This window comes from Candidatus Nanopelagicus abundans (assembly GCF_002288305.1).
Lineage (GTDB): Bacteria > Actinomycetota > Actinomycetes > Nanopelagicales > Nanopelagicaceae > Nanopelagicus > Nanopelagicus abundans.
This window is the reverse complement of record NZ_CP016779.1, coordinates 823,486-849,131: the sequence shown is the minus strand read 5'-3', so window position 1 is coordinate 849,131 and position 25,646 is coordinate 823,486. Positions and strand designations below refer to the sequence as shown.

24 protein-coding genes and 2 tRNA genes are annotated in these 25,646 nt (G+C 41.0%); 22 read left to right on the top strand and 4 right to left on the bottom strand.

Annotation, left to right across the window (positions count from 1 at the left end; all coding sequences use genetic code 11):
• The first annotated feature begins 12 nt into the window (after nt 1-12).
• The gene (trmB, locus tag B1sIIB91_RS04395) at nt 13-669 is read left to right on the top strand and encodes a tRNA (guanosine(46)-N7)-methyltransferase TrmB (RefSeq protein WP_095688684.1); all 657 of its coding nucleotides are present in this window, start codon (nt 13-15) and stop codon (nt 667-669) included.
• On the opposite strand, the gene B1sIIB91_RS04390 is transcribed toward trmB, so the two are convergent.
• Together B1sIIB91_RS04390 and B1sIIB91_RS04385 are read right to left on the bottom strand one after the other, a co-directional pair.
• Complete coding sequence (locus B1sIIB91_RS04390; RefSeq protein WP_095688393.1) at nt 666-1,121, bottom strand: ribose-5-phosphate isomerase; 456 nt, start codon at nt 1,119-1,121, stop codon at nt 666-668. The genes trmB and B1sIIB91_RS04390 overlap by 4 nt on opposite strands.
• Before the next feature lie 98 nt (nt 1,122-1,219).
• Nucleotides 1,220-1,777 (bottom strand): hypothetical protein, encoded by a 558-nt coding sequence (locus tag B1sIIB91_RS04385; protein ID WP_095688392.1) that lies wholly within the window; start codon nt 1,775-1,777, stop codon nt 1,220-1,222.
• Between the two features lie 287 nt (nt 1,778-2,064).
• On the opposite strand from B1sIIB91_RS04385, the gene B1sIIB91_RS04380 reads away from it, so the two are divergent.
• Complete coding sequence (locus B1sIIB91_RS04380; RefSeq protein WP_223298580.1) at nt 2,065-2,985, top strand: collagen-like protein; 921 nt, start codon at nt 2,065-2,067, stop codon at nt 2,983-2,985.
• A gap of 3 nt (nt 2,986-2,988) precedes the next feature.
• Here the strand turns inward: B1sIIB91_RS04380 and B1sIIB91_RS04375 are convergent.
• Nucleotides 2,989-3,062 (bottom strand) — tRNA-Gly (locus B1sIIB91_RS04375).
• Between the two features lie 118 nt (nt 3,063-3,180).
• Here B1sIIB91_RS04375 and B1sIIB91_RS04370 point away from each other — a divergent pair.
• The 19 genes from B1sIIB91_RS04370 to proB all read left to right on the top strand — a co-directional run bounded on the left by B1sIIB91_RS04370 (nt 3,181) and on the right by proB (nt 23,167).
• A tRNA-Pro gene (locus B1sIIB91_RS04370) sits at nt 3,181-3,256 on the top strand.
• A 37-nt stretch (nt 3,257-3,293) separates the two neighbouring features.
• Nucleotides 3,294-4,577 carry a trigger factor gene (tig, locus tag B1sIIB91_RS04365; protein ID WP_095688390.1) on the top strand — a complete coding sequence of 428 codons (1,284 nt, stop codon included), beginning with the start codon at nt 3,294-3,296 and terminating at the stop codon, nt 4,575-4,577.
• A gap of 133 nt (nt 4,578-4,710) precedes the next feature.
• Complete coding sequence (locus tag B1sIIB91_RS04360) at nt 4,711-5,289, top strand: ATP-dependent Clp protease proteolytic subunit (RefSeq protein WP_190279189.1); 579 nt, start codon at nt 4,711-4,713, stop codon at nt 5,287-5,289.
• Nucleotides 5,286-5,924, top strand: a complete 639-nt coding sequence (locus B1sIIB91_RS04355; RefSeq protein WP_018227245.1) for an ATP-dependent Clp protease proteolytic subunit — start codon at nt 5,286-5,288, stop codon at nt 5,922-5,924. The genes B1sIIB91_RS04360 and B1sIIB91_RS04355 overlap by 4 nt, the downstream gene beginning before the upstream one ends.
• A 101-nt stretch (nt 5,925-6,025) precedes the next feature.
• Nucleotides 6,026-7,324, top strand: a complete 1,299-nt coding sequence (gene clpX, locus B1sIIB91_RS04350) for an ATP-dependent Clp protease ATP-binding subunit ClpX (protein ID WP_095688388.1) — start codon at nt 6,026-6,028, stop codon at nt 7,322-7,324.
• An 11-nt stretch (nt 7,325-7,335) separates the two neighbouring features.
• Entirely contained in the window at nt 7,336-9,939 is a 2,604-nt protein-coding gene (locus B1sIIB91_RS04345) for a valine--tRNA ligase (RefSeq protein ID WP_095688387.1), read from the top strand.
• Nucleotides 9,940-11,292: a bifunctional folylpolyglutamate synthase/dihydrofolate synthase gene (locus B1sIIB91_RS04340; RefSeq protein WP_095688386.1), complete on the top strand. Its 1,353-nt coding sequence runs from the start codon at nt 9,940-9,942 to the stop codon at nt 11,290-11,292. It abuts the gene before it with no gap.
• Nucleotides 11,289-11,630, top strand: coding sequence for a DUF4233 domain-containing protein (locus tag B1sIIB91_RS04335; protein WP_095688385.1), 342 nt, complete (start codon nt 11,289-11,291; stop codon nt 11,628-11,630). Before B1sIIB91_RS04340 ends, B1sIIB91_RS04335 begins: the two co-directional genes overlap by 4 nt.
• 40 nt (nt 11,631-11,670) lie before the next feature.
• A complete protein-coding gene (gene ndk / locus B1sIIB91_RS04330) occupies nt 11,671-12,090 on the top strand; it encodes a nucleoside-diphosphate kinase (RefSeq protein ID WP_018226799.1) in 420 nt (139 codons plus the stop codon).
• A 34-nt stretch (nt 12,091-12,124) separates the two neighbouring features.
• A complete protein-coding gene (locus tag B1sIIB91_RS04325; protein ID WP_018226800.1) occupies nt 12,125-13,165 on the top strand; it encodes a rod shape-determining protein in 1,041 nt (346 codons plus the stop codon).
• 19 nt (nt 13,166-13,184) lie between these two features.
• The gene (gene mreC, locus B1sIIB91_RS04320) at nt 13,185-14,099 is read left to right on the top strand and encodes a rod shape-determining protein MreC (protein ID WP_095688384.1); all 915 of its coding nucleotides are present in this window, start codon (nt 13,185-13,187) and stop codon (nt 14,097-14,099) included.
• 1 nt (nt 14,100) lies between these two features.
• The gene (locus B1sIIB91_RS04315) at nt 14,101-14,622 is read left to right on the top strand and encodes a TMEM53 family protein (RefSeq protein ID WP_095688383.1); all 522 of its coding nucleotides are present in this window, start codon (nt 14,101-14,103) and stop codon (nt 14,620-14,622) included.
• Entirely contained in the window at nt 14,619-16,739 is a 2,121-nt protein-coding gene (gene mrdA, locus B1sIIB91_RS04310) for a penicillin-binding protein 2 (RefSeq protein WP_095688382.1), read from the top strand. Before B1sIIB91_RS04315 ends, mrdA begins: the two co-directional genes overlap by 4 nt.
• The gene (rodA, locus tag B1sIIB91_RS04305; RefSeq protein WP_095688381.1) at nt 16,736-17,881 is read left to right on the top strand and encodes a rod shape-determining protein RodA; all 1,146 of its coding nucleotides are present in this window, start codon (nt 16,736-16,738) and stop codon (nt 17,879-17,881) included. The genes mrdA and rodA overlap by 4 nt, the downstream gene beginning before the upstream one ends.
• A gap of 197 nt (nt 17,882-18,078) precedes the next feature.
• Complete coding sequence (locus B1sIIB91_RS04300) at nt 18,079-20,154, top strand: Rne/Rng family ribonuclease (protein WP_095688380.1); 2,076 nt, start codon at nt 18,079-18,081, stop codon at nt 20,152-20,154.
• A gap of 97 nt (nt 20,155-20,251) precedes the next feature.
• Nucleotides 20,252-20,560 carry a 50S ribosomal protein L21 gene (gene rplU / locus B1sIIB91_RS04295; protein WP_095688379.1) on the top strand — a complete coding sequence of 103 codons (309 nt, stop codon included), beginning with the start codon at nt 20,252-20,254 and terminating at the stop codon, nt 20,558-20,560.
• Between the two features lie 26 nt (nt 20,561-20,586).
• The gene (gene rpmA / locus B1sIIB91_RS04290; RefSeq protein WP_095688378.1) at nt 20,587-20,841 is read left to right on the top strand and encodes a 50S ribosomal protein L27; all 255 of its coding nucleotides are present in this window, start codon (nt 20,587-20,589) and stop codon (nt 20,839-20,841) included.
• A 78-nt stretch (nt 20,842-20,919) separates the two neighbouring features.
• A complete protein-coding gene (obgE, locus tag B1sIIB91_RS04285) occupies nt 20,920-22,395 on the top strand; it encodes a GTPase ObgE (RefSeq protein ID WP_095688377.1) in 1,476 nt (491 codons plus the stop codon).
• Complete coding sequence (gene proB / locus B1sIIB91_RS04280; RefSeq protein WP_095688376.1) at nt 22,385-23,167, top strand: glutamate 5-kinase; 783 nt, start codon at nt 22,385-22,387, stop codon at nt 23,165-23,167. Before obgE ends, proB begins: the two co-directional genes overlap by 11 nt.
• Here the strand turns inward: proB and B1sIIB91_RS04275 are convergent.
• Nucleotides 23,164-24,324: a serine hydrolase domain-containing protein gene (locus tag B1sIIB91_RS04275; protein ID WP_095688375.1), complete on the bottom strand. Its 1,161-nt coding sequence runs from the start codon at nt 24,322-24,324 to the stop codon at nt 23,164-23,166. The genes proB and B1sIIB91_RS04275 overlap by 4 nt on opposite strands.
• A gap of 32 nt (nt 24,325-24,356) precedes the next feature.
• On the opposite strand from B1sIIB91_RS04275, the gene B1sIIB91_RS04270 reads away from it, so the two are divergent.
• The gene (locus B1sIIB91_RS04270) at nt 24,357-25,625 is read left to right on the top strand and encodes a glutamate-5-semialdehyde dehydrogenase (protein WP_095688374.1); all 1,269 of its coding nucleotides are present in this window, start codon (nt 24,357-24,359) and stop codon (nt 25,623-25,625) included.
• Nucleotides 25,626-25,646 lie beyond the last annotated feature (21 nt).

Sequence of the window (25,646 nt, the reverse complement as noted above, 5' to 3'; positions counted from 1 at the left end):
GTTAAGCCAAAAATGCAGCGCCCCTCAAATCGAAGTTACTCACTTCGTGGTAACCGGATGACCCGCGCCCAAACTTTGGCAATAAATCAGCACTGGGCTAGCTACGGCTTAGTAATTGATGAAGAATTAAATCTTAATGATCTATTTCCTGATAAAAAATTAGTGATTTTAGAGATTGGCTCAGGCATGGGGGAGGCAACAGCTGAAATCGCTCAGGTGAGTGGTGAGGTTGGCTATGTGGCAGTTGAGATGCATCAACCAGGACTTGCCGCCCTTATTTTATTAATACTTGAAAAGCAGTTAAGTAATATTAAATTAATTAGAGAAGATGCCACCTATCTCCTAGCAAACTTTATTGCCGATAACTCAATAGATGGTATTCATTTGCTATTTCCTGATCCTTGGCCAAAAAATCGTCAACATAAGAAGCGGATGGTGCAAAGTGAGTTTGTGGAATTAGTTGCCAGGAAACTAAAACCAAATGGCTTTATTCATATCGCAACTGATTGGCAGCCATATGCAAATTGGATTAAATCTCGCTTTGATGCCAACTCATCATTTAGTGGCGGAATAGTTGCTAGGCCTAGTTGGCGAGTACTTTCAAAGTTTGAAGGACAAGGATTAAAAAAGGGCCACAGCGTTACTGATTATAGATATATAAAAAACTAGATACTGCCTTTATTTTCATAATTAGATATCTGATTAATTCTTCTAACGTGGCGCTCATCTGCGCTAAAGGATGTTTCTAGAAAAGTATCAACTAACTGCAGACAAAGAGCTTGATCATGCATACGTTGCCCAATTGAAATAACATTTGCATTATTGTGCTGGCGAGCAAGTTTTGCCGTCTCTACTGACCAAACTAGCGCTGCTCTTACGCCTTTAACTTTATTAGCTGCAATCTGCTCACCATTGCCAGAGCCACCTAAAACAATTCCAAAAGATGATGGATCAGCAGCTGTTGCTAGCGCAGTTGGAATACAAAAAACTGGGTAATCATCTTGGCTATCAAATTCATGTGGTCCGTGATCAGTCACATCATGGCCACTCTTTTTTAAGTGGGCGATGATTACTGCTTTAAATTCAAGTCCTGCGTGATCACTTCCAATATGGATCTTCATATGCCTAGTTTGGCAGAAAACAAAACCGCCTGACCTATTTTCATAAGTCAGGCGAGTTGTGTCTAGGAGGAGAGGTAAATAAAGATTTACTCCATTACTTAGGCAGTTTTAAAGGAGGTTGATGACGCACTCGTTGGCTTTGGCAGCACACCTGGGCGGTTAGCTTTTTTACCAAATCCTCTAACATTATTAACCATGTTAGTTACCCGCTGAACACTCTTCCCCTTTTGAGCAGTTGCTTGGTCGGCGGTAATTTTTCCTGCAGCTAGAGCGGCATCAATTTGCTTATTTATTTCTGCTACTAAAGCTGTGATTAGAGCAGATTTTTTATCACCGGCAATACTCGACAGTGTCTCTCCTGCTTTAAGGCGAGAAGTTAAGGTGTCAAGTGAAATACCTAGGGTTGAGGTAATGACTGAATCAAGTGCGGTGCGATTGGCATCCTTAATTGATTTAGAAGCAGCTCTCATACCTTCAGCAGCTTTAATAATTGCATCCGCTTGTGATTGAGTAATTGTTCCATTGCTAACTAATCCAGATAGCATCGAAGACATTCTCTTCTCGCCCTTTTCGTTGTCGGCAAAAGCAGTTGAAGTAGTTGAAACTGATAACACAATTGCAGTTGAAGTGATAACTGCGAGTAACTTCTTATTCATTGATCTCCATTTCTTCAAGTACCTCTGCACCTGATGTGAGCAGATAACTACTACTACCTGAGGGAGTTATCTAAAACATCTATGCCAGGACTGAGAGTTTTATTAATAGTGAAAGTATATGAGTTTGCCCATCTGAGTGCTGCCTCTTATTACTTAAAAACTGCTGTGAGTATTAACGATTACAAGTGCTAGCCCACTTAACTACGCTGCGTAGATAATTCAAAATTGCTCTGAGCATGCCAAAAAGGTTTGCCATATGTCCCACGAGTGCAGAATGGAGTGAAGAAATGGTAATTTCAAATCTAAATACCAGAGTTATCAAGATCCTATTAATCTCACTAATCACAATACTTATTTCACCAACTAGCGCCCAAGCTGCTGGTCGCACAGGTAATACAGTGGCAAACACAATTTTAAGTGGAGCTGGTGTGCCATCGGCCAAATTTGGACTAAATGGTGATTTTTATCTTGATATTAAGTCAATGAATTTTTATGGACCAAAGAAAAACAATCTTTGGCCCATACCAATTTCATTAAAAGGAACAACTGGCCCAGTTGGCCCATCAGGAGTTGATGGAAAAAATGGTTCAAGTGCAAACGCAACTGCCGGTAGTGCTGGCGCAACTGGATCAGCAGGTTCGCAAGGTCCAGCGGGTTCAACTGGACTTGCAGGTTCAACTGGACCAGCTGGTGCGACAGGTGCAGCAGGACCAACCGGACCAACCGGTCTTGCAGGTGCGACAGGTGCAGCTGGTGCGACGGGTGCAACAGGTACGGCTGGTGCTACGGGGGCGAGTGGTGCAAGTGCCATTCAATTCGCAAATATTACTCAATGGACAATGGAATCAGGAACGATCGGTGGTGGATCAGAATCAACTGGTTTCGGAACTCTACTTGCAGGTAAAAAATACTTCTTCTCTATAACTGTTTATGGAAAACTATCTTCACTCATATCACAGTTTAGAACACAAGCCGAATTAAAGTGTTCCGATAATTCAGCTTCATTAAACTACGAATATGGTTATGGATTCGGATTATCATCTGATGGAGTTGATGATTACAATCGAATTTCATTCGTAATCACTGGAACTGTATCTGTTGTGAGTAATAGTAATTTTAGTGTGCTAGTTCGTGATTCTTCAGGTTCAGGAAATCCAGTAATTCTTAATGGTAGATCGTTTATCCAAGAAATCGGAGCAATTAACTAAATATGGAGCGGGTGACCGGGATTGAACCGGCACAGCTAGCTTGGAAGGCTAGAACTCTACCATTGAGCTACACCCGCAAAATTATTGCGTGATCTGCTATTGCAGTTACCAAGTTTAACTTGGTTTGCCGTAGCAGGTCATACCTTATTACTTTGGTTAGGAGAAGGGAAAATCACCCTCTAGACTTTCAGCCTTCGGGGCGTAGCGTAGTGGCTAGCGCGCCTGCTTTGGGAGCAGGAGACCGTGGGTTCGAATCCCTCCGCCCCGACCAAAAAGAAAAATGAAATATTTATTTAAGGGAGTAAGAATTGAAAAGCGCTGTTGAAAAACTTTCACCAACTCGTGTGAAGCTTTCAATTGAGGTTGCCTTTGATGAGCTAAAACCACATATTGATGGTGCTTATAAAACCTTAAGTGAGAAAGTAAACATTCCAGGCTTTCGCAAAGGCAAAGTGCCATCTGCGATGATTGATCAAAGATTTGGCCGAGGCGCTGTACTGGACGAAGCAATTAATGCCGCACTTCCTACCTTCTACTCACAAGCTGCTAAAGAAAATGATGTATTAGTAATTGGACGCCCTAATGTTGATATCACTGAGCTAAAAGATAATGAAAAGTTTAGTTTTACTGTTGAGGTAGATGTTAGGCCAGAAATTGAACTGCCTAATTTTTCAACGATTGAGATTACAGTCGATGATGTTGCGGTTAGTGAGAGTGATATTGATGAGCAGGTTCAATCACTACGCACTCGCTTTGGCACACTAACTACAGTTGAAAAGGTTGTAGCAAAAGGTGATTTTGTAACAATTGATTTAGTAGCTACGAAAGATGGCAAAGAGCTAGATGGTGGAACTGCAAATGATCTCTCCTACGAAGTTGGCTCTGCATCAATGGTTGATGGCTTAGATGAGGCACTCATTGGCTTAAGCGCTGGGGGTGCGAAAAGTTTTGAGACAGCATTAGTTGGTATGGCTGAGGGAGAAAAAGGAAGCGTTAAGGTATTGGTTAAGACGGTGAAAGAGCGTGAGCTACCTGCTATTGATGATGAGTTTGCTAAGTTAGCATCAGAGTTTGAAACTATTGCGCAATTAAAAGATGATCTTAAGACTCGATTAACTCGGGTAAAGGAGCTAGAGCAGGGCGGGCAGGCGCGGGATTTATTTATTGAAAAACTAATTCAAACAGTTGATGTGCCGCTACCAGCAGATGTTATTGAAGCAGAGGTAAATGATCACCTTGAAAAAGAGGGGCGATTAGATGATGCTAAACATCGCGATGAGGTAACTAAAGAGGTATCACAAACTATTACTCGAGAGTTCCTACTTGATTCAATTGTGAAGGCAGAGGCAATCTCGGTAAATGAAACAGAGCTAACTGAGTACCTAGTTCGCGCAGCCGCTCGATATGGCATGAGCCCTGATCAATTTATTAAAGAGGTATCAGATGCTGGGCAGATAAGCACAATGGTGGCTGAGGTCACTCGCGCAAAGGCACTTGCTTCAGTTTTAGGTCGAGTTAAGGTTATTGATAAATCTGGAAAGAAAATTGATTTAGAAGCCCTTGCTCCTAAACCTGCGGTAGCAGAGAAATAATCGCTTAAGGCGAACAGGCGTTAGGCTTAAACCGGGAAGCATTTTTGGTAAAAGATTGTTAAGGTCAAGACAGTATTAAAACAAGGAGATAAAAGTGGAACTAAGTAATACCCCACGTGCTAGCGCTAGTGGCATGGGCGGACTTGATGATCAGGTTTACCAACGTTTACTTAAAGAGCGAATTATCTTTTTAGGCTCTGTCGTTGAAGACTCAATGGCTAATGCAATTTGTGCTCAGATGTTATTACTAGCAGCTGAGGATCCAGAAACAGATATCTACCTTTATATCAACTCACCAGGTGGTTCAATCTCAGCTGGTATGGCAATTTATGACACCATGCAATACATCAAAAATGATGTGGCAACAGTTGCAATGGGACTTGCTGCTTCAATGGGTCAATTCTTATTATGTTCAGGCACAGCTGGAAAAAGATATGCACTGCCACATGCTCGAATTATGATGCACCAACCATCAGGTGGAATTGGTGGAACCGCCTCTGATATTAAAATTCAAGCAGAGCAAATGAGTTTTACTAAGAAAAATATGGCTGATTTAATATCATTTCACACCGGACAAAAGGCAGAGACAATTACGGAAGATTCAGATCGTGATCGCTGGTTTACTGCAGTGGAAGCAAAAGAGTATGGATTTGTTGATCATGTTGTTAAATCAGCCGGTCAGGTATCAGGTAGTGGGGGAACATCACGATGAAGGCCGATATGAATAAAATAAATGAAATAACCTCACGTTATATTCTGCCAACAATTGAAGAGCGCACTAGCTATGGCTATAAGAGACTTGATCCATACACAAAACTATTTGAAGAGCGCATTATTTTCTTAGGCCAAGCAATTGATGACACAGTTGCAAATGATGTAATGGCGCAATTACTTACCTTAGAGTCAATGGATCCAGATCGTGACATCATGATTTATATCAATTCACCAGGTGGTTCTTTCACAGCGCTAACTGCAATTTATGACACGATGCAATTCGTAAGACCAGATGTAATGACTATTTGTTTAGGACAAGCTGCCTCTGCTGCCGCAGTATTACTTGCAGGGGGCGCCCCTGGTAAGAGATACGCACTTGAGCATGCACGCATTTTGATTCATCAGCCATACTCTGAAGGCGGCGGACAAGGATCTGATATTGAAATTCAAGCAAAAGAAATTTTGCGCATGCGCACATTACTTGAAGAGATGTTAGCTCGTCATTCTAAGAAGAGTCAGGCTGATATTGCTAAAGATATTGAGCGAGATAAAATTTTAACCTCAGCTGAAGCTGTTGAGTATGGACTTATTGATCAAGTTCTAGCAACGCGTAAGGCAAAAGCAAAGAGTTAATTTCGCCTATAAGCGAACAGGTTTAAGCCTTATTTCACCGCACTAACTACTTACTTCGTTCTACCCTTATCTCTCTTCCCTAACGAACAGGAGTAATTTCGGTGACTACCCGTATTGGTGAAAGTGGTGACCTACTTAAGTGTTCTTTCTGCGGCAAAACTCAAAAGCAGGTTAAGAAGTTAATTGCCGGTCCTGGCGTTTATATTTGTGATGAGTGTATTGATCTTTGTAATGAGATCATTATTGATGAACTTAATGAAACATCCTCCCTTGGTTTAGCTGAGCTACCAAAGCCACAAGAGATATTTGAATTTTTAGATCAGTATGTAATTGGTCAAGATCAGGCCAAAAAATCTTTATCTGTTGCAGTTTATAACCACTACAAGCGTGTGCAATCAGGAGATAGCAAAAGAGATGACGCAGTTGAGTTATCAAAGAGTAATATCTTAATTTTAGGACCAACTGGATGCGGTAAGACATTACTTGCCCAAACACTTGCCAGAATGCTTAACGTGCCATTTGCAATTGCAGATGCCACAGCATTAACGGAGGCTGGTTATGTTGGTGAGGATGTTGAAAATATTCTGCTAAAACTTATTCAAGCAGCAGATTTTGATGTGAAAAAAGCTGAGACTGGAATTATCTATATTGATGAAATTGATAAGGTGGCCAGAAAGGCTGAGAACCCATCAATTACTAGAGATGTTTCAGGTGAGGGAGTTCAACAAGCACTTCTTAAAATATTAGAGGGAACTACCGCATCTGTGCCACCACAAGGTGGGCGCAAGCATCCTCACCAAGAGTTCTTGCAAATTGATACTACAAATATCTTGTTCATTGTTGGTGGCGCCTTTGCTGGACTTGAGAAGATTATTGAAAGCCGCAAAGGAAAAGCTGGTGTTGGCTTTAATGCAAAACTACAAACAAGTGATGACATTGTTAAGACAGATATCTTTGGGGACGCGATGCCAGAGGATCTACTTAAATTTGGAATGATTCCAGAGTTTATTGGTCGCTTACCAATCATGACTAGCGTTGAAAGTTTGGATCAAAAAGCGCTTATGCAGATATTAACTGAACCAAAAAACGCGTTAGTTAAGCAGTATCAGAAATTATTTGATCTAGATGAGGTTGAACTTGAGTTCAGTAATGAAGCCCTTGAAGTAGTTGCAGATCTTGCGATTAAGCGAGGAACTGGAGCTCGAGGACTTCGAGCAATTATGGAGGAGACGCTACTCGCTGTGATGTATGAAGTTCCTAGCCGTAAAGATATTGAAAAGGTAGTAATTACTCCAGCGGTAGTGCGCAAAGAAGAGGCGCCAACTTATGTACCTCGCACTGCTTCTGGACCAAAACGTGCGGTTAAGGGTGAAAAGAGTTCTGAAGAAAAAAGTGCCTAAGATTACCCCTTATGAGTGGCAATAAAGATAGCGGTAGCAATAAAGAGTTAGCTGCCACCTTTACTCCTGCTGAAATAGAGAATCGGCTTTATAAAAAATGGGAATATGCTGGTTACTTTAAAGCTGACAGCAAATCTAAAAAACCACCTTTTACAATTGTAATTCCGCCACCAAATGTGACTGGCTCACTTCATATTGGTCACGCACTTGATCACACAATTCAAGATTTATTAACACGAATGAAGCGAATGAAAGGTTTTGAAGCACTTTGGCTGCCAGGCATGGATCACGCCGGTATTGCTACGCAAAATGTGGTGGAGAAACAATTAGCAGCAGTTGGTAAAACTCGTCATGATTTAGGACGGGAAGCCTTTATTGAAAAGGTTTGGCAATGGAAAGAAGAATCAGGGGGCGCGATATTAGATCAAATGAGACGGCTAGGAGATTCAGTTGATTGGGACCGCGAAGCCTTCACAATGGATGCGAATTTAAGTAAAGCAGTTCTAACTATATTCAAGCGTTTATATGAAAAGGAATTAATTTATAGGGCAGAGCGAATTATTAACTGGTGCCCAAGGTGTCTAACAGCAATCTCAGATATTGAAGTTGATCATAAAGATGATTCTGGTGAGTTTGTTTCTATTAAATATGGTGATGATGATGTGAATATTACGATCGCAACTACCAGAGCTGAAACCATGTTAGGTGATGGCGCAGTTGCGGTAAATCCAAATGATGAGCGATATAAGCACCTAGTTGGCAAAAAAGTATTACTACCCCTTGTTGATCGAATGATTCCAATCATTGCGGATGAATTAGTAGATCCTGACTTTGGCACAGGTGCGGTGAAGGTAACAGCTGCCCATGATGCAAATGATTTTGAGATGGGAATGAGGCACGGTGTTGAGTTAGTAATCATTATGAATGAGCATGGTGTAATGGAAGGAACTGGTACAAAATTTGATGGCATGGATCGATTTGATGCTAGAAAAGCAGTTGTAGAAGAACTTAGAACATTAGGAAGAGTTGTTAGTGAAAAGAGACCATATGTTCACGCAGTTGGTCACTGCCAAAGATGTGACACCACAATTGAGCCAAGACTTTCTAAACAGTGGTTTGTAAAAGTAGCACCACTTGCAAAAGCAGCAGCGGATGCGGTTAGAGATGGCCGAGTAAAAATTGAACCAGAGGAGATGTCGCCCCGATACTTTGAGTGGGTAGATAACATGCATGACTGGTGTATCTCTCGCCAACTTTGGTGGGGACATCGGATCCCAGTTTTTTATGGTCCAAATGGTGAAGTTATAGTTTGTGGACCGGATGAGAATCCACCAGCTGGTTACACCCAAGATCCTGATGTATTAGATACCTGGTTTTCATCCGCACTCTGGCCATTTTCAACATTAGGTTGGCCGGCAGATACAGATGATTTAAAGAAGTTTTATCCAACTTCCGTACTAGTAACTGGTTATGACATCTTATTTTTCTGGGTTGCTCGAATGATGATGATGGGTTTATTTGCGATGGATGGTAAGCAACCTTTTAATGTAATTGCATTACATGGCTTAGTCAGAGATCAATTTGGTAAGAAGATGAGTAAGAGTCGTGGAAATACTGTTGATCCAATTGAGTTTATGGATAAATATGGCTCAGATGCACTTCGCTTTACCTTAGCAAGAGGAGCTAACCCGGGAACTGATCAGGCGCTCGCTGAGGATTGGATTGCTGGCTCTCGAAACTTTGCTACTAAATTATGGAATGCCACCAGATTCGCCAAGCTAAATGGCGCCACAGTAGAAGGTGAGCTTGCAAAGCGAAGTGATTTAAATGCAATTGATAATTGGATTCTCACAAGACTAGATCAAGTAATCACTAGCGCTGATGAATTATTTGAAAAATTTGAATTTGCAAAAGCTTGTGAATTAATTTATCACTTCACTTGGGATGATTTATGTGATTGGTATTTAGAGTTATCTAAGGCAACTTTTGCTGGTAATGATGCTACTAAGAGTCAGCGGGTATTAGGTGAAGTATTAGATCAGGTACTTAGACTGATGCATCCAGTGATGCCATTTATTACTGAAGAGCTTTGGTGCAATTTAACTGGCAAAGAATCTCTAATGATCACAGATTGGCCAAAATCTGATTTATCTTCACAAGATCAAGGATCAGTTGAACTAGTTAATATGATGCAAGAGATCGTTACTGAGGTTCGCAGATTTAGAAATGATCAAGGCATTAAGAGCACTGCCAAGATTTCTGCAAAATTCACTGGTTTAGATAAAGTTGGCCTATCTAGTTATGAGCCTTCTCTTCGCCACATCCTTAAGTGTGAGGATAAGAGTGCAAACTTCACTGCTAAAACTCAAATTGGTCAAGTAATAGTTGAGTTTGATTTAACAGGTGCCATTGATTTAGTTGCTGAAAGATCTAGGTTAACTAAAGACCTCGAAGCTGCTAAAAAAGATCGTGATACTGCAAAAGTTAAATTAGACAACGAAGGATTTATGGCGAAGGCGCCAATGGATGTAGTCAGTGAGATCAGGCTGCGCCTTACTCAAACGAGTGAAGATATTGAAAGATTAACCGCTCTTCTTGAAAAACTTCCAAAGTAAATGAGTAGCTCGCTACCGCCAAATCGATTAAATGAGATTGAGCAGGAATTAAATAAACGTTGGCCAGAAAGTAAGATTGAACCTACCTTAGATCGAATTATCGCTTTAACAGATGCACTCGGTTCACCACAGCTCTCTTATCCAAGTATTCATATTGCTGGCACAAATGGAAAAACAACAACTGCTCGAATGATTGATCAATTACTCACTGAATTAGGTTATCGAGTGGGTAGATATACATCACCGCACCTAGAGTCTTTTACAGAGCGAATTAGTATTAAAGGTCAGCCAATAAGTGATCAGCAAATGATCACAACTTATGATGACATTGCCTTGTATTTAGATTTAATTGATTCACGTCAGCCATTTCCTATTTCCTACTTTGAAGCACTAACTGCAATGGCTTTTGTTGCTTTTGCTGAATACCCGGTAGATGTTGGTGTTATTGAGGCTGGTATGGGCGGGCAATGGGATGCTACAAATGTTTTATCCTCTTTGGTATCAGTAATGACTCCTATTGGTTTTGATCATATGGAGTACCTAGGAAATACCCTGACTGAAATTGCTCAAACTAAAGCCGGCATATTTAAACCAGAATCTAATGTGGTCTTAGCTGCCCAAAGTAGTGAAGTGGCAAAGGTATTAATGGCCAATGTCTTAAAAGTCTCAGCTATTCCCTTTCGAGAAGGTGTTGAGTTCAGTGTTAAAAAACGATCGTTGGCAGTTGGCGGACAATTAATTTCATTAGCAGGTATTTACGCTGATGTTGAAGATATTTATTTACCACTTTATGGTGATCATCAAAGTAATAACGCAGGCCTTGCTCTAGCTTCAGTTGAAGCCTTTGCTGGCGTTAAGTTAGATGAGGAGTTAGTGCGGCAAGCATTTAGCAAGATTAAATCACCGGGTAGATGTGAGATTATTTATCAGGACCCAACGGTAATTATTGATGCAGCCCATAATCCACATGGTGCAGCAGCGATTGCTAAAACAATCAGCACTGAATTTGATTTCCAGATGGTAGTTGCAGTTGTTGCAGTCCTATCTGATAAAGATGTGGATGGGATTTTGCAGCAGTTATCAACAGCAGTTGATTACATAATCACAACCCAAAGTAATTCACCAAGAGCTTTAGATTCAGCAGAACTTGCTAAGATTGCCTCAAAATACTTTAAGCCAGAGCAGATCGAGGTCATCTCAGATTTAGGCGGCGCCATTACCTATGCGATAGAGAAGGTAAACCTTTCAAATCAGGTAAGTGATGGCCCAGGTGCAGTTTTAATTACAGGTTCAGTAGTTACCGCTGGAATGGCAAGAGGATTTATTAGCAGATTAAAAGGAGTGTCTAAGTGAGAGTTTTAGCAGTTGCAGTCCTAACTATGGAGTCAATACTTATGGGATTTGCACTGTTAATTGCTAAAGATGATGCATCTGTAAATGAAATTATCTTAGGAGCTGTGCTGGCAATACTTTTTATTTTCAATGCTGGTCTTTTAAAGCGTAAGGGTGGGTATTTACTGGGAAGTTTTTTGCAAATATTTTTAATTGGATATGGCCTAGTTGTTCCCCATATGTATTACATGGGCGGAGTTTTCGCCACACTTTGGATCATCGCAATACTCCTTGGCCGCAGGGGTGAGGCAATAAAGGCGAGTCTTATCGCACAGCGGGATAAGAATGGGCCGAATTAGCCAATTTTCAGCCTTAGCCAAAGATGCGTAGAATAGATTAGTGAGTTCAGAGCAAACTTTAATTTTGGTTAAACCAGATGGCGTTAAACGCGGTTTAGTTGGCGAAGTTATTGCACGCATTGAACGCAAAGGATATGTAGTTACTAATTTAAAAATGTTAACTGCAGACCGAACAATTCTTGCAAAGCATTACGCCGAGCATGAAGGTAAACCGTTTTATGAACCACTTATGGAGTTCATGGCATCAGGGCCGATTGTGGCAATGGTGGCACAAGGTGAGCGAGTAATTGAGGGGTTTAGAAAAATGGCAGGTGCAACTGATCCAACTGTGGCAGAGGCCGGCACCATCCGCGGTGACTTAGCACGGGATATGGGAACAAAAGTTGTACAAAATATTGTGCACGGTTCAGACTCACCAGAGTCTGCAGCACGTGAGATTAAGATTTTTTTCGGAAATTAGAAGTTAACTCAGGATAATAAAGGAAGAGGCACAGATGGCTAAAGGAAGAAACCGAATGTCATGGATTGGCCGCGATATGGCGGTAGATCTAGGCACAGCTAACACTTTGGTTTATGTGCGCGGGCGCGGAATTGTTCTTGATGAGCCATCAGTTGTTGCAGTCAATCAAGATACTGGCGCGATTCTTGCTGTTGGACTTGAAGCAAAGCGAATGATTGGAAGAACTCCTGGAAACATTGTTGCTATTCGCCCACTTAAAGATGGTGTGATTGCAGATTTTGATACCACTGAGCGAATGCTTAAATATTTTATTCAAAAAGTTCATAAACGTCGCTACTTAGCGAAGCCAAGAATTGTTGTTTGTGTGCCATCTGGAATTACTGGCGTTGAACAGCGCGCGGTAAAAGATGCTGGCTATGCCGCAGGTGCTCGTAAGGTTTACATAATTGAAGAGCCAATGGCGGCTGCAATTGGTGCGGATCTGCCAATTCATGAGCCAACTGGAAATATGGTTGTAGATATTGGTGGCGGAACAACTGAGGTAGCTGTAATTTCACTTGGTGGAATAGTTGCCGCACTTTCAATCCGCATTGGCGGAGATGAGTTAGATCAATCAATTATTAATTGGGTTAAGCGTGAATACTCATTACTTCTAGGTGAGCGAACAGCTGAAGAGATTAAGATGGCAATTGGATCAGCATTTCCACTGCCAGGTGAGCCAGATGCAGAAATTCGCGGACGCGATCTTGCAACTGGACTACCTAAAACAATCTTGGTTACATCTGCAGATATTCGAAAAGCGCTGGAGGAGCCAGTTGCCGCAATTGTTAATGCAGTTAAAAATACTTTAGATAAGACTCCACCTGAATTAGCTAGTGATCTTATGGATCGAGGAATTGTTTTAACTGGTGGCGGGGCATTACTGCGCGGCCTAGATGAGAGACTGCGCCATGAGACCGGCATGCCAATTCATATTTCAGAGCGACCTCTGCAAGCAGTTGCAGAAGGCTCTGGAAAATGTATTGAAGAGTTTGAAGCCTTAGAGAAGGTTTTAATCTCTGAACCTCGTCGTTAATTTATAAGGGAGTTTACTTGTGGCTAGTAGCGGCGGTAATCGTTCGCGGCTATTACTAGTTTTATTACTGGTTTCCTCACTATTTCTAATCACACTAGATCTTCGTGGTGTTAATTTAGCTAGCAGTATAAGAAATGGTGTTTCAACAGTTATTTCACCAGTTGAGAACTTGTTCACTAAAATATTTTCACCAGTCGGTAATTTCACAAGTGATGTTCGAAACTTTAGTCAATCAAAGAAGAAAATTACTGAATTAAATAAGCAAATCGATTTATTAAAAGCTAAGCAGATATTAGATGAAGATATGGTCAACCAGCTTAGCCAACTTAAAAATGTATTAGATCTTGCCGGCCGTGGTGGATATAAAGTGGTAGCAGCTCGGGTTATTAACCGGGGTTCAACTGCAACCTTTAAAGAAACATTAACAATTGATGTTGGCAGTCGATCTGGTATTACAAAAAATATGACGGTTATTTCTGAAAGTGGTTTAGTTGGCGTAGTTAAATCAGTAACAAGTAATAGCTCAATTGTTTTGTTAATGAGTGATCCAACTTTTAAGGTGGGTGTGAGAATTGCAGGCACGCAGAGTATTGGTGTGGTTTCTGGTCAGGGCGGCTCATCTTTCTTACTACAACTTCTTGATGCAACTGGTGAAATAAAGGTAGGTGATGCATTAGTTGCAAGGGGTAGTTCTGGGGATAGACCATTTGTGCCAGGCATACCAGTAGGTGTTGTTGTAACTGTGCTTAGCAATGCTTCATCAATTACTCAAAATGCTGATGTGGAAAGTGCTACTAATTTAGAAAAAATTAGCATAGTTGCTGTTGTAACTGCCGCAGCTAAAGGTGATCCAAGGGATTCATTAATACCTAAACCACGGCCTACGGCAACTGTGTATGTAACGCCAACGCCAACACCTTCACCAAGCGAATAATATGAGCCGTATCAGAGTACTTAACACCTCACTATTTCTATTTTTAGTTTTCCTAATTCAAACTACCTTAATTGCTCGGATAAACTTTCCGATTGGTGGATTTTCACTTTATATCGCAACTCTTATGGTTGTCTTATCGCTAGAGGATAGAACTGGTTCACTAGTTTTCGGATTTATTGGTGGCTTAATCATGGATCTATCACCATCAGCTCAGACACCCTTTGGTCAGTGGGCCTTAGCAATGACATTTATTGGTTATCTATTCTCAGTAAACAGAGAATCAGTTGGTGATTTTACTGATCGACCACTGGCCTTAGCTTCTTTAGTAAGCGTAGCTGCATCAGTTTCAATGCTCAGTTTTGTCGTAATTGGAGTTTTATTAGGTCAAAATAACGGTGGATTACTTCGAAATCTATTAGTAATTTTTGCTAACTTTATTTGGACATTTTTAATCACGCCTATCTTTATGCCACTTATTCTTAAAGTGCGAAAGATGTTATTGACTAATCGGGAACGAGTATGAGTCAGCGATCTAAGATAAGTTTAATTGTTTTCCAAAGTTTGGTTTTTTCATTACTTTTTGCATTATTTGGAAGATTATTTTATTTACAAGTCCTTGAAAGTGGTAGATATAAAGAGGCAGCAATTAGTATCCAAAGCCGCGATATCGTTACGCCCGCTATTCGTGGGGCGATTAGCGATATAAATGGCTCACCTTTAGTAGTTGATTTACCTGGACTTGTGGTTTTTATTGACCGAAGTACATTAGATAAGCAATCTGATAAAGGAGCTACGGTACTTCGCAGAACAGCTGCATTATTTAATCTTGAATATGCTGACATATATCAACGCACCAGGTTATGTGGTGAATTACCTGTAAATAATCGAGCCGGATGTTGGAATGGCACTAGATATCAGCCAATTCCACTAGTCGGTGGAGCATCCCAAGATGTGGCACTTAAGATTATGGAGAACTCTGATCAATTTGCTGGCGTTAATGTAGCATCTATTCCAATTAGAAGTTATCCATCATTAGAGGGTGAAAATGTCTCACATGTTTTAGGTTACGTTGGATCTGTAACTGATGAGGACCTTAAAAATTCTAGTAAGAATTACTACCGAAGTGAGGTAGTTGGAAAAACCGGTCTTGAAACTCAATACAACGAGTATCTACGTGGCACACCCGGAGTTAGAACCTTTTTAGTTAATCGTAAAGAGGTTGTCACAAAAGAATCGAAAAATATTCAAGCAATTGCTGGAAATAATTTAGTAACAAATATTGATGCCAAGTTACAGTCAGGAGTTGAGCGAGCACTTGAGGCAGCGGTTAAACGCGCACGGGCATCTGGTTATAGGGGAGATTCTGGTGCTGCGGTAGTACTTGAAATTAAAACTGGCCGAGTACTTGCTATGGCCTCCTATCCAACATATGAGCCAGAAATTTGGCAAAAAGGTTTAACAGTTAAGCAGGCCGAGGATCTATTTAGTGAAGTGAAAGGTGTGCCAGCTTTATCTAGGCCGCTGCAAGGTTTATTTGCACCAGCATCAACTTTTAAATCAGTTTCAGTAGTTGCAGCAGCAAACGCTGGCTATCCACTAGATGGTTCATATAACTGCCCAGCATCAGTTGAAATCGGCAATCGCACATTTAATAACTTTGACAGCGTTGCAGCTGGCCGGTTAAAACTTGATGTTGGTCTTGCAATATCTTGTGACTCACTTTGGTATCAAATTGCCTATGATGAATGGGTAAGAGATGGCGGTCTTAAGCCAAAATCAAAGACAAATGATTACTTTTTCAACGCCGCTAAAGCCTTTGGAGTTGGTAAAGTAACTGGAATTGATTTACCAAGTGAGTTAAGTGGTCGCTTGCCAAACCGCACCTGGAAGCAAAATTGGTTTGAGCAAAATAAAGATTTCTATTGTAATTATCAGCAACGGGCTAAGAAGCAGGATTTGACCCGTTATTTAATTGAAATTGCTAGAGAGAATTGCCTTGATGGCAACAAGGTTCGAGCTGGTGATGCAGTTAACTTTTCAATCGGGCAAGGAGATACTTTAGTTACGCCAATTAGATTAGCCCAGATGTATGCAGCGATTGCAAATAATGGAACTTATTACAAACCACAAGTTGCTAGGGCAGTAGTTGATACTGATGGCAAGGTAATTAAAGAGTTTAAGCCAGAAGTTGCCGATGTTATTAAAGAGGAGCAAAGCACCTGGGATTTTCTTCATCGCGCGCTACGAATGGTTGTCACCCGTGGAACTGCAGGTAGCGTATTTTCAGGTTTTCCAGTTGCAGTAAGTGGAAAGACAGGAACTGCTCAGGTATTTGGTAAAAATCCAAATGGTAGTGCTAAAGATGACACATCTTGGTTTGCTTCCTATGGGCCAACGGAAGATCCAACATATGCAGTTGTAATGATGGTTAGTCAGGGTGGATTTGGTGCATCAACATCTGGTGTGGGAGTAAGAGATATTTATTCAACTTTATTTGGTGTAACTGGTAATAAAGTTGATCCAAGTAAGGCGGTCTTTCCAAATGGAGTTCCAACTAATATCGCTAAGGTTGATCTAAAGATTGCAGCTAGTAAGGTTGATTTAACTGGGGTAAAGGTTGGCGGGGTGAAATTAAAGTGAGCAGTTTAGTTAAATTTAGAAGTAAAAGTCTATCAACTTTTTCTCGCTTTGATTTAACACTTAATCTAGCGGTCGCTGCTCTCTTATTTATTGGTACATTATTAGTTTACGCAGCAACTAGAGAGTGGTTTAGATCAAATGATTTAGATCCGGAGTACTACTTAAAGCGGCATATTCTAAATATTTTAATTGGTGGACTTCTTGCCTACGGCACCACTTTAATTGATTATCGATTACTTCGAGCCTACGCACCAATTCTTTGGTTAATTTCAGTTATTGGTTTAGTAGCTGTGTTTATTCCAGGTATTGGTGAAGAGGTTAATAATTCCAGTGCCTGGATCTCACTACCGGGTGGATTTCAATTACAACCGGCTGAGTTAGCCAAAATTGCCATCATTGTTGGTATTGCTATGGTCCTATCAGATCGTGATCAAACACAGAAAGATCCAAGTGATCTCGATGTTATTAAAGCTTTAGCAATTGCAGCCATTCCAGTGCTATTAATTGTGATGCAGCCTGATTTAGGAACTGTACTTATTATTTCAGCAGCGGTTGTGGCAATGATCGGTGTATCGGGTGCTAGGCCTATTTGGGTAGTTGGACTTTTATTACTTGCGGTAATTGGTGGCTTCACAGCGGTTAAGACTGGGGCAGTCTCTGATTATCAAGTTGCTCGTTTGCAATCATTTGTTGATCCCACCTCAGATCCACAAGCAACTGGTTATCAGATTCGCCAATCTAGAATCACAATTGGTTCAGGTGGTATTTTCGGTAAAGGCTTGTTTGAAGGACCACAAACTAGTGGTCGATTTGTGCCAGAGCAGCAAACAGACTTTATTTTTACAGTAGCTGGTGAAGAATTAGGTTTTGTTGGTTGCTCATTAATCTTATTTCTTTATCTACTGATATTTATTAGAGCATTTATAATCTGCCGGCAAAGCCGTGATTTATTTGGCAGGCTAGTTTGTATTGGTGTTATAGCTTGGTTTATCTTCCAGAGCTTTGAAAATATTGGTATGGCAATGGGATTAATGCCGATGACAGGTGTGCCATTGCCATTTCTTTCCTATGGCGGATCATCAATGTTTGCTAATTTAATTGGAATCGGCTTATTACAAAATGTGCATGCCCGAAGCCGTTAACACGCTTAAAATAAGGTGAGTTGGCGGATTGCCAGAGATCTGCGATACTTATCCCACGCAAGTCCGCGCGAGGATAAAGAGCCTTCGCAGCGACAGCGTCGATATTTTTAGCATAATTAATAGGAATTAATTAAAAAGTATTGAAAGAGATACTGCAAAACTGCAGTAATTAAATTTTTGAGAAGGATTTGATTTATATGGCCGATGAGCCTAAAGCACCACGTAAGCGCGCTGCCAAAAAAGCGGTAGAAGGCGAAGAAAAAAAGAGCAGTAAAAAAGCTGGATCAATTCCAGTTCCATTATTCCAAGCAGCCCCAGTTACTAAAGCAAGTAAGGCCGCGCCTGCAACTAAAACTAGCAAAGCCACTGAAACTGCTGAGGTTAAAAGTAGTGAGGGCGAGAGTGAAGAATTTCGTCGTCGCCGCCGCCGCGGTGGCCGAGGAAGACGCAGAACTGGCAAAGAAGTTGAAACAGATGATGAAGATAATTCACAAGATACAACTGATTCAAGTGAAGTCAGTGATGGCGTAACCCATAAAAGACGTCGACGCCGCCGTGCACGTGGTGAAGGTGTAACACCTGGTGAGACTATTGAAGAAGATGGCGTACTAACCGTTGTTAAGGTAAGACCAGTTCGAGTTAGAGAAGCTCGCCCTGAAAGTAAAAGCTTTAACCGTCGCGATCGCAACAAATTTGATCGCGGGGATCGTGGAGATCGACGTGAGCGTCGAGATTTCACCCGCAAACGTGGCAGCGTTATTACTGAATCAGAGTTTCTAGCAAGACGTGAAGCTGTTGATCGCAGTATGTTGGTAAGACAAATTGCTGATCGAACTCAAATTGCCATTATTGAAGATGAAGTCATGGTTGAGCATTATGTAAACCGTAATAGCAATATTTCCTATGTTGGAAACGTCTATCTAGGTAAGGTACAAAACGTATTACCTTCGATGGAAGCAGCATTTGTTGATATTGGTAAGGGCCGTAACGCAGTTTTATATGCCGGTGAGGTTAATTGGGATGCACATGGCTTATCAGATACCGCTCCTCGCAAAATAGAACATGTTCTAAAGAGTGGCCAATCTGTATTAGTTCAGGTGACTAAGGATCCAATTGGTCAAAAGGGTGCCAGATTAACTAGCCAGATTTCTCTGCCAGGTAGATATTTAGTTTATGTACCAGGTGGTGGCATGAGTGGAATTTCTCGCAGATTACCTGATAACGAACGTAATCGTTTGAAAGGTATTTTAAAGAATTTAATTCCAGAACAAGCTGGTGTAATTATTAGAACAGCAGCTGAAGGAGCACCTGAGGCAGAGTTAGAGCGAGATGTAGCGCGCCTTAAAGGACAATGGGAGGATATTGAAAAGAAAGCAAATGATTCAAGTACTTCTGCTCCATCACTTTTATATGGTGAGCCAGATCTAACTGTTCGAGTAATCCGAGATATTTTTAATGAGGATTTCAACAAGATGTTGGTACAAGGTGATCAAGCTTGGGATGATATTCAAAACTATATTGGTCATATTGCCCCAGAACTTGCTAGCAAGATTGAAAAATGGAGTAGTAATCGCGACATATTTGCAGAGAACCGAGTTGAAGAGCAGTTAGCAAAGGCATTTGATCGCAAGGTTTACTTACCATCAGGTGGATCTTTGGTGATTGATCGAACTGAAGCAATGATCGTTATCGATGTTAACACCGGTAAATTTATTGGTAAGGGCGGCAACTTAGAAGAGACGGTTACAAAAAATAACTTAGAGGCGGCCGAGGAAATTGCTCGCCAGCTTCGCCTGCGCGATATGGGCGGAATTATTGTGATCGACTTTATCGATATGACTCTGGAATCAAACCGTGAGTTAGTACTTCGCAGATTAGTTGAGTGCTTAGGCAGAGATAGAACTAAACACCAAGTTGCTGAAGTAACATCTCTTGGTCTTGTTCAAATGACTCGCAAGCGAGTAGGTCAAGGATTAATTGAGGCTTTCTCAACTACATGTGAGAGTTGTGGTGGGCGCGGAATTCATATCCACAGTGAACCAGTAAAAAAGGTTGCACTTGAAAAAGATTTAGATCAGCGTTATTCAAAAACTAGTAAAGCAGTTTCTGATGATGATTCAGATGATTCAAATGATGAGGATTCAGATGATGAAGACTCAGATATTGAAACAACTGATAATAAGGAAGAAACAGTTGAAGTGGCACCAGTTGTAACAGCAGGACGGCGAAAAGGTCGCCGGGCTGTGAGTACTGGGGTTATTTCAACTAATTAACCCGCGCATTTGACCCTAACCGAATCAATCTCTACCCTTATCCATCTAGCCAGATTGATAAGAAGTGATCTTGGTTAATAACTAGAAGGAGCACACGGTGTACGCGATTGTTAAAGCAGGCGGACGACAAGAGAAGGTTTCAGTTGGTGAAACTCTTGTGGTTGATCGCTTAGATGCTGCCGTTGGCGCAAAGGTAACTTTTCCTGCAGTTCTGCTAGTAGATGGCGCAGATGTAACTGCTGATCCAAAAGCATTAGCTTCAGTTAAGGTAACTGGTGAAGTTTTAGCTGAACAAAAGGGACCAAAGATTGCAATCCTTCGTTACAAAAATAAGACTGGCTACCGTCGTCGTCAAGGATTTCGTTCACAACTTACTCGCGTAAAAATAACTGGAATTAACAAGTAACTACTAACTAAGGCAGGTGAAAGAAGATGGCAAGTAAAAAGGGTGTCTCCTCCACACGTAATGGTCGCGACTCAAATCCTCAATACCTTGGCATTAAAAGATTTGCCGGTCAGGTAGTTAAGGGCGGCGAGATTTTAGTTCGCCAACGCGGTACATATTTCCACCCAGGAAAGAATGTTGGAATCGGTAAAGATGACACACTCTTTGCTCTATCTGGTGGATCAGTTGAATTTGGTCGCGCACGCGGTCGTCGAGTAGTAAATATTCTTCCGGTTTCATAATCCCAGCGGAATTTAATTATGGGTCCGCTATCTGCGGGCCCATTTTTATTTGATTTCTAATTAGCGAAAGGAGTTCACATGGCAACCTTTGTTGATCGTGTAACTCTGCATGCTGATGCTGGTAAAGGCGGAGATGGTTGCGTATCTGTACACCGCGAAAAATTTAAACCACTAGGTGGACCAGATGGTGGAAACGGCGGGCGAGGCGGAGATGTTGTATTAGTAGTTGATCCAGATGCCACCACTCTTTTAGATTTTCACCACTCACCACATCGTAAATCAACAGATGGTAAGCAAGGTGCTGGTGATTTTAACAATGGAGCTGAAGGCAAGGATTTAATTCTCTCTGTTCCAAATGGCACAGTAGTTAAAGATGTTAACGGAAATGTGATTGCAGATTTAGTTGGTTTTGGCACAAGATTTATGGCAGCTCAAGGTGGTAAAGGTGGGTTAGGTAATGCTGGCCTAGCAAACTCAAAAAGACGTGCGCCAGGTTTTGCACTCTTAGGTGAACCAGGTGATACTCGCACATTATTTTTAGAGTTAAAAAGCGTTGCAGATATTGGTTTAGTTGGATATCCAAGCGCCGGTAAATCTTCATTAATCGCAGCAATGTCAGCGGCTCGGCCAAAGATTGCTGATTATCCATTTACAACATTGGTACCAAACCTTGGTGTTGTTCAAGCAGGTGAAACTCGCTTTACTGCCGCAGATGTACCTGGCTTAATTCCAGGAGCCAGTCAAGGTAAAGGTTTAGGTCATGAGTTTTTGCGCCATGTTGAAAGATGTGCTGCGTTAGTGCATGTTCTAGATTGCGCAACACTTGAGACTGATCGTGATCCTGTTAAAGATTTTGATGTAATTGAAGAAGAGTTAAAAGAGTATGGCGGTCTATCTGATCGACCAAGAATAATTGCGCTAAATAAGATTGACCTACCAGATGGTAAAGCTATGGCAGATATGGTTGAAAAAACTTTACAAGCTCGTGGTTTTCCAGTATTTCAAGTTTCAGCTGCAAGCCGAGAGGGCATGCAGGAGTTAATTTATGCAATGGCGCAGATAATTCAAAAGGTTAGAAAAGCTCAAAAAGAGGAGCAGGTTGCCAGAATTGTGCTACGGCCAATTGCAGTTGATGATGCTGGTTTCGTTGTAATTGCAAATGAAGATGGCACATTTAATGTGATTGGTGATAAGCCAGAGCGATGGGTTAAGCAAACTGATTTTGCAAATGCTGAAGCTATTGGTTATTTAGCAGACCGTCTTGCTTCATATGGCGTAGAAAAAGAGTTGTTTAAAAACGGTGCTAAAGCTGGAGATGAAGTAAGAATTGGTTCAGGGGAAGAAGCGGTTATCTTTGATTGGGAGCCATCAATTGAAGCAGGTGCTGAATTATTAGCTGGTCCTAGAGGAGAAGATCTTCGTCTTTCCACACCATGGCGAATGGATTTATTAACAGATGACATTGATCAATTAAGTGATGACGAAATTGAAATGCAGTGGGAGTACAATGTAGCTAATCCTAAAACGCCAAGAGTGGATGAAGATGTCCGTTAATATCAGCGCAGCTAAGCGAATTGTTATCAAAGTTGGTTCATCAACACTTACTGGTAAAGCTGGCGCCAATTTAGATCCAGCTGCAATTGATAAATTAGTTGATGTTGTAGCAAAACTTAAGAGTGAAGGTAAAGAGGTAGCAGTTGTTTCATCCGGTGCTATCGCTGCTGGTCTTGCACCCCTTGGACTTAACTCGCGCCCTACAGATCTAACCTCCCAACAAGCTGCTGCATCAGTTGGGCAAGGCTTACTTATGGCTAGATATACCCAATCATTTAATCGATTTAAAATTACAACTTCTCAAGTTCTAATCACATTAGATGATATTACAAAGGCAAAGCATGTAGAGAATATTAAAGAAGTTCTACTTTCTTTGCTTAAGTTAAGTGTTGTTCCAATTATTAATGAGAATGACTCTGTTGGAACTGAAGAAATTAAATTTGGCGATAATGATGGTTTAGCAGCATTAGTTACAAATTTACTAAAAGCAGATTTACTTGTATTAGTCACTGATATTGATGGTCTATATGACGCTAACCCAGCAAAGCCTGGTGCAAAAGCAATTCATCAGGTCAGTGATATCTCAAAAATAGATGCTCAATCTATTGGAGGCATTGGCTCAGCTGGAGTTGGTAGCGGGGGAATGGTGACAAAAATTGAGGCAGCAAAACTTGTTACAGCAGCTGGAATTGGAATGTTGCTTACTAAGTTATCTGATTTACCTGATGCATTAGCTGGTAAGACAGTTGGAACTTACTTCCTGCCTAATTAATTCTTCAGATTAGATATTTCAAGTAGTGCTTTTGCAGTGTCACTTTCATGATCAGAATCAGTTGGATTATCACTTAACTTAACAATCACAGTTCTACTTTCTGGATTGATAAATACAAATTGGCCATGTAGTCCTAGCATTAAACTTGTATTTGGATATGGATGCCAAACTTGTGCGCCATATCCCCAATTGCGATCTAAAGTTGTCACTGGAGTAGTTAGGCGATTTAACCAAGCTTTATCAATGATTTTATTTGGGCCGGCGTATCCACCATTTAAAAACAACATACCAATCCTGGCGTAATCAATACCGGATGCATTAAAGCAACAGAAAGTCTTTTCAGTTCCACCAATTCGATCCACATTCCAGGTAGCAGGATATTTTGCGCCCGCTGGCTGCCAAACATTTTGGCTAAAGTAATCTGCCACTTTTTTGCCAGTCACTTTTTTAATTATCATGCCAAGCATTTGCGTATCTACACTTCTATACTCTGATTTAGATCCCGGCTCAAATGCCATCTTTCGATTATTTTTTAAAAACCAATCGACATCAGTTGAGGCATACATCTGCGCAATTGCTACACCCCAGCCTGAAGGACCAGATGGGTAATTATCACTAACACCCACACCTGCCTGCATATCTAGTAATTGCTTAATTGTTACTAGATCAAAACTAGTTCCCGCTTTTAATTCTGGAAAATAGGTAACAAATTTATCACTTTCTTTAATTTTTCCTTGCGCAATTAATTGCCCAATCATGATTGATGTCATAGTTTTGGCGACAGAGTATGAAGGAAGTTGTGTACTTTGAGTTACGCCATCTTTATACCATTCATATGTCATAACGCCATTTCGGAAAACAATAAATGCGTTGCTATCGGTTTGCTTTAAAAATTGATTAAAGGCTAATGAAGTTCCTTTATACATAATTTCGGCAGGCATTTTTTCAGAAGCAACTGGAATAGCAATTGGCTTTGCGGCTGGATCAATCACATGCCATGGCATAAGTGTTGGCGTCTTTGAGGCAGGTGCTAATCCCAATTTAATCGCAGCAATTGGTTCTGGGTAGTGAATAACTTTAGTGAACACAAATAGCGCCGCATATAAGAGAAGTAGTGAAATTACGGTATTTCTAAGGACTCTAAATAATCGTCGCACATCCGTAGCCTATTTGACCGTAGGCTTAGGTCATGGAAGCCACCTCGATGATTGCAGAGATTGCAAAGCGTGCTCGAGTAGCTGCCCGCACGCTTGCTAATTCAACTACTGAGCAGCGCAATCAAGTTTTGCTTAATATCGCAGATGAACTTGAGAAAAATTTAGATTTAATTTTAACCGCAAATCAGCAGGATATGGCAGCTGCAAAAGCAGCTGGCATTAATGAATCACTGCAAGATCGATTACTACTTACTAAAGAGAGAATAACTTCGATGGCGCAGGCGGCTAGAGATATTGCAAAACTACCTGATCCACTAGGACGAGTTTTAGTTGAACGAAATTTAGATAATGGTTTAAATCTAAAGCAAAAGTCTGTGCCATTTGGTGTGGTGGGTATGGTCTATGAAGCCCGCCCTAATGTGACTGTTGATGCGGCCGTAATTTTAATTAAGTCAGGAAATGCAGCTCTACTTCGTGGCTCATCTACTGCTACGCACAGTAATGAAGTGCTTATTAAAGTAATGAAAAAGGCAATTGCAAGTACTAAAATTTCAGAAGAGATCATCCAATTAATCCCATCTACGGATAGAGCAACTGCGACCGCGCTACTTACCGCTCGTGGCTTAGTTGATCTAGTTATCCCTAGAGGAAGTGCGGCTCTAATTAGATCTGTAGTTGATGAGGCAACTGTGCCAACAATTGAAACTGGCGCTGGAGTTTGTCATGTCTACGTTGATAAATCAGCTGATTTTGATAAAGCGATTGCAATCTTAATTAATTCTAAGTGTGATCGGCCAAGTGTTTGCAACGCTGCTGAGACTCTGTTAGTTCATCAAGATATTGTAGATAAGTTTCTACCTCTAGCACTTGATGCCCTAGCCAAATCTGCTGTAACAATTAATGCTGATGCAAAGAGTAAAGGTATTGCTGATAAATTAAATATTAAAGCTAACTTAGCAACTGAGAAATCTTGGTCAACTGAATACGGCACGCTAGAAATAAATGTGGCACAAGTCAGTGATGTAATGGCAGCGATTGAGCACATCTCTAAATATGGTACTAACCATACTGAGGCGATAGTGGCAGAAGATAAAGATGCTATCTCGCTGTTTACAACGTTAAATGATTGTGCTGCAGTTATGGTTAATGCTTCAACTAGATTTACTGATGGTGGGCAGATGGGCTTTGGCGCAGAGATTGGAATTTCAAATCAAAAGATGCATGCCAGAGGTCCAATGGGGCTTGAGCAAATGACAACTACAACTTGGATTGTTAGCGGAAACGGTCAGATTCGCGAGTGAATTAACACCAGTTATACTCGC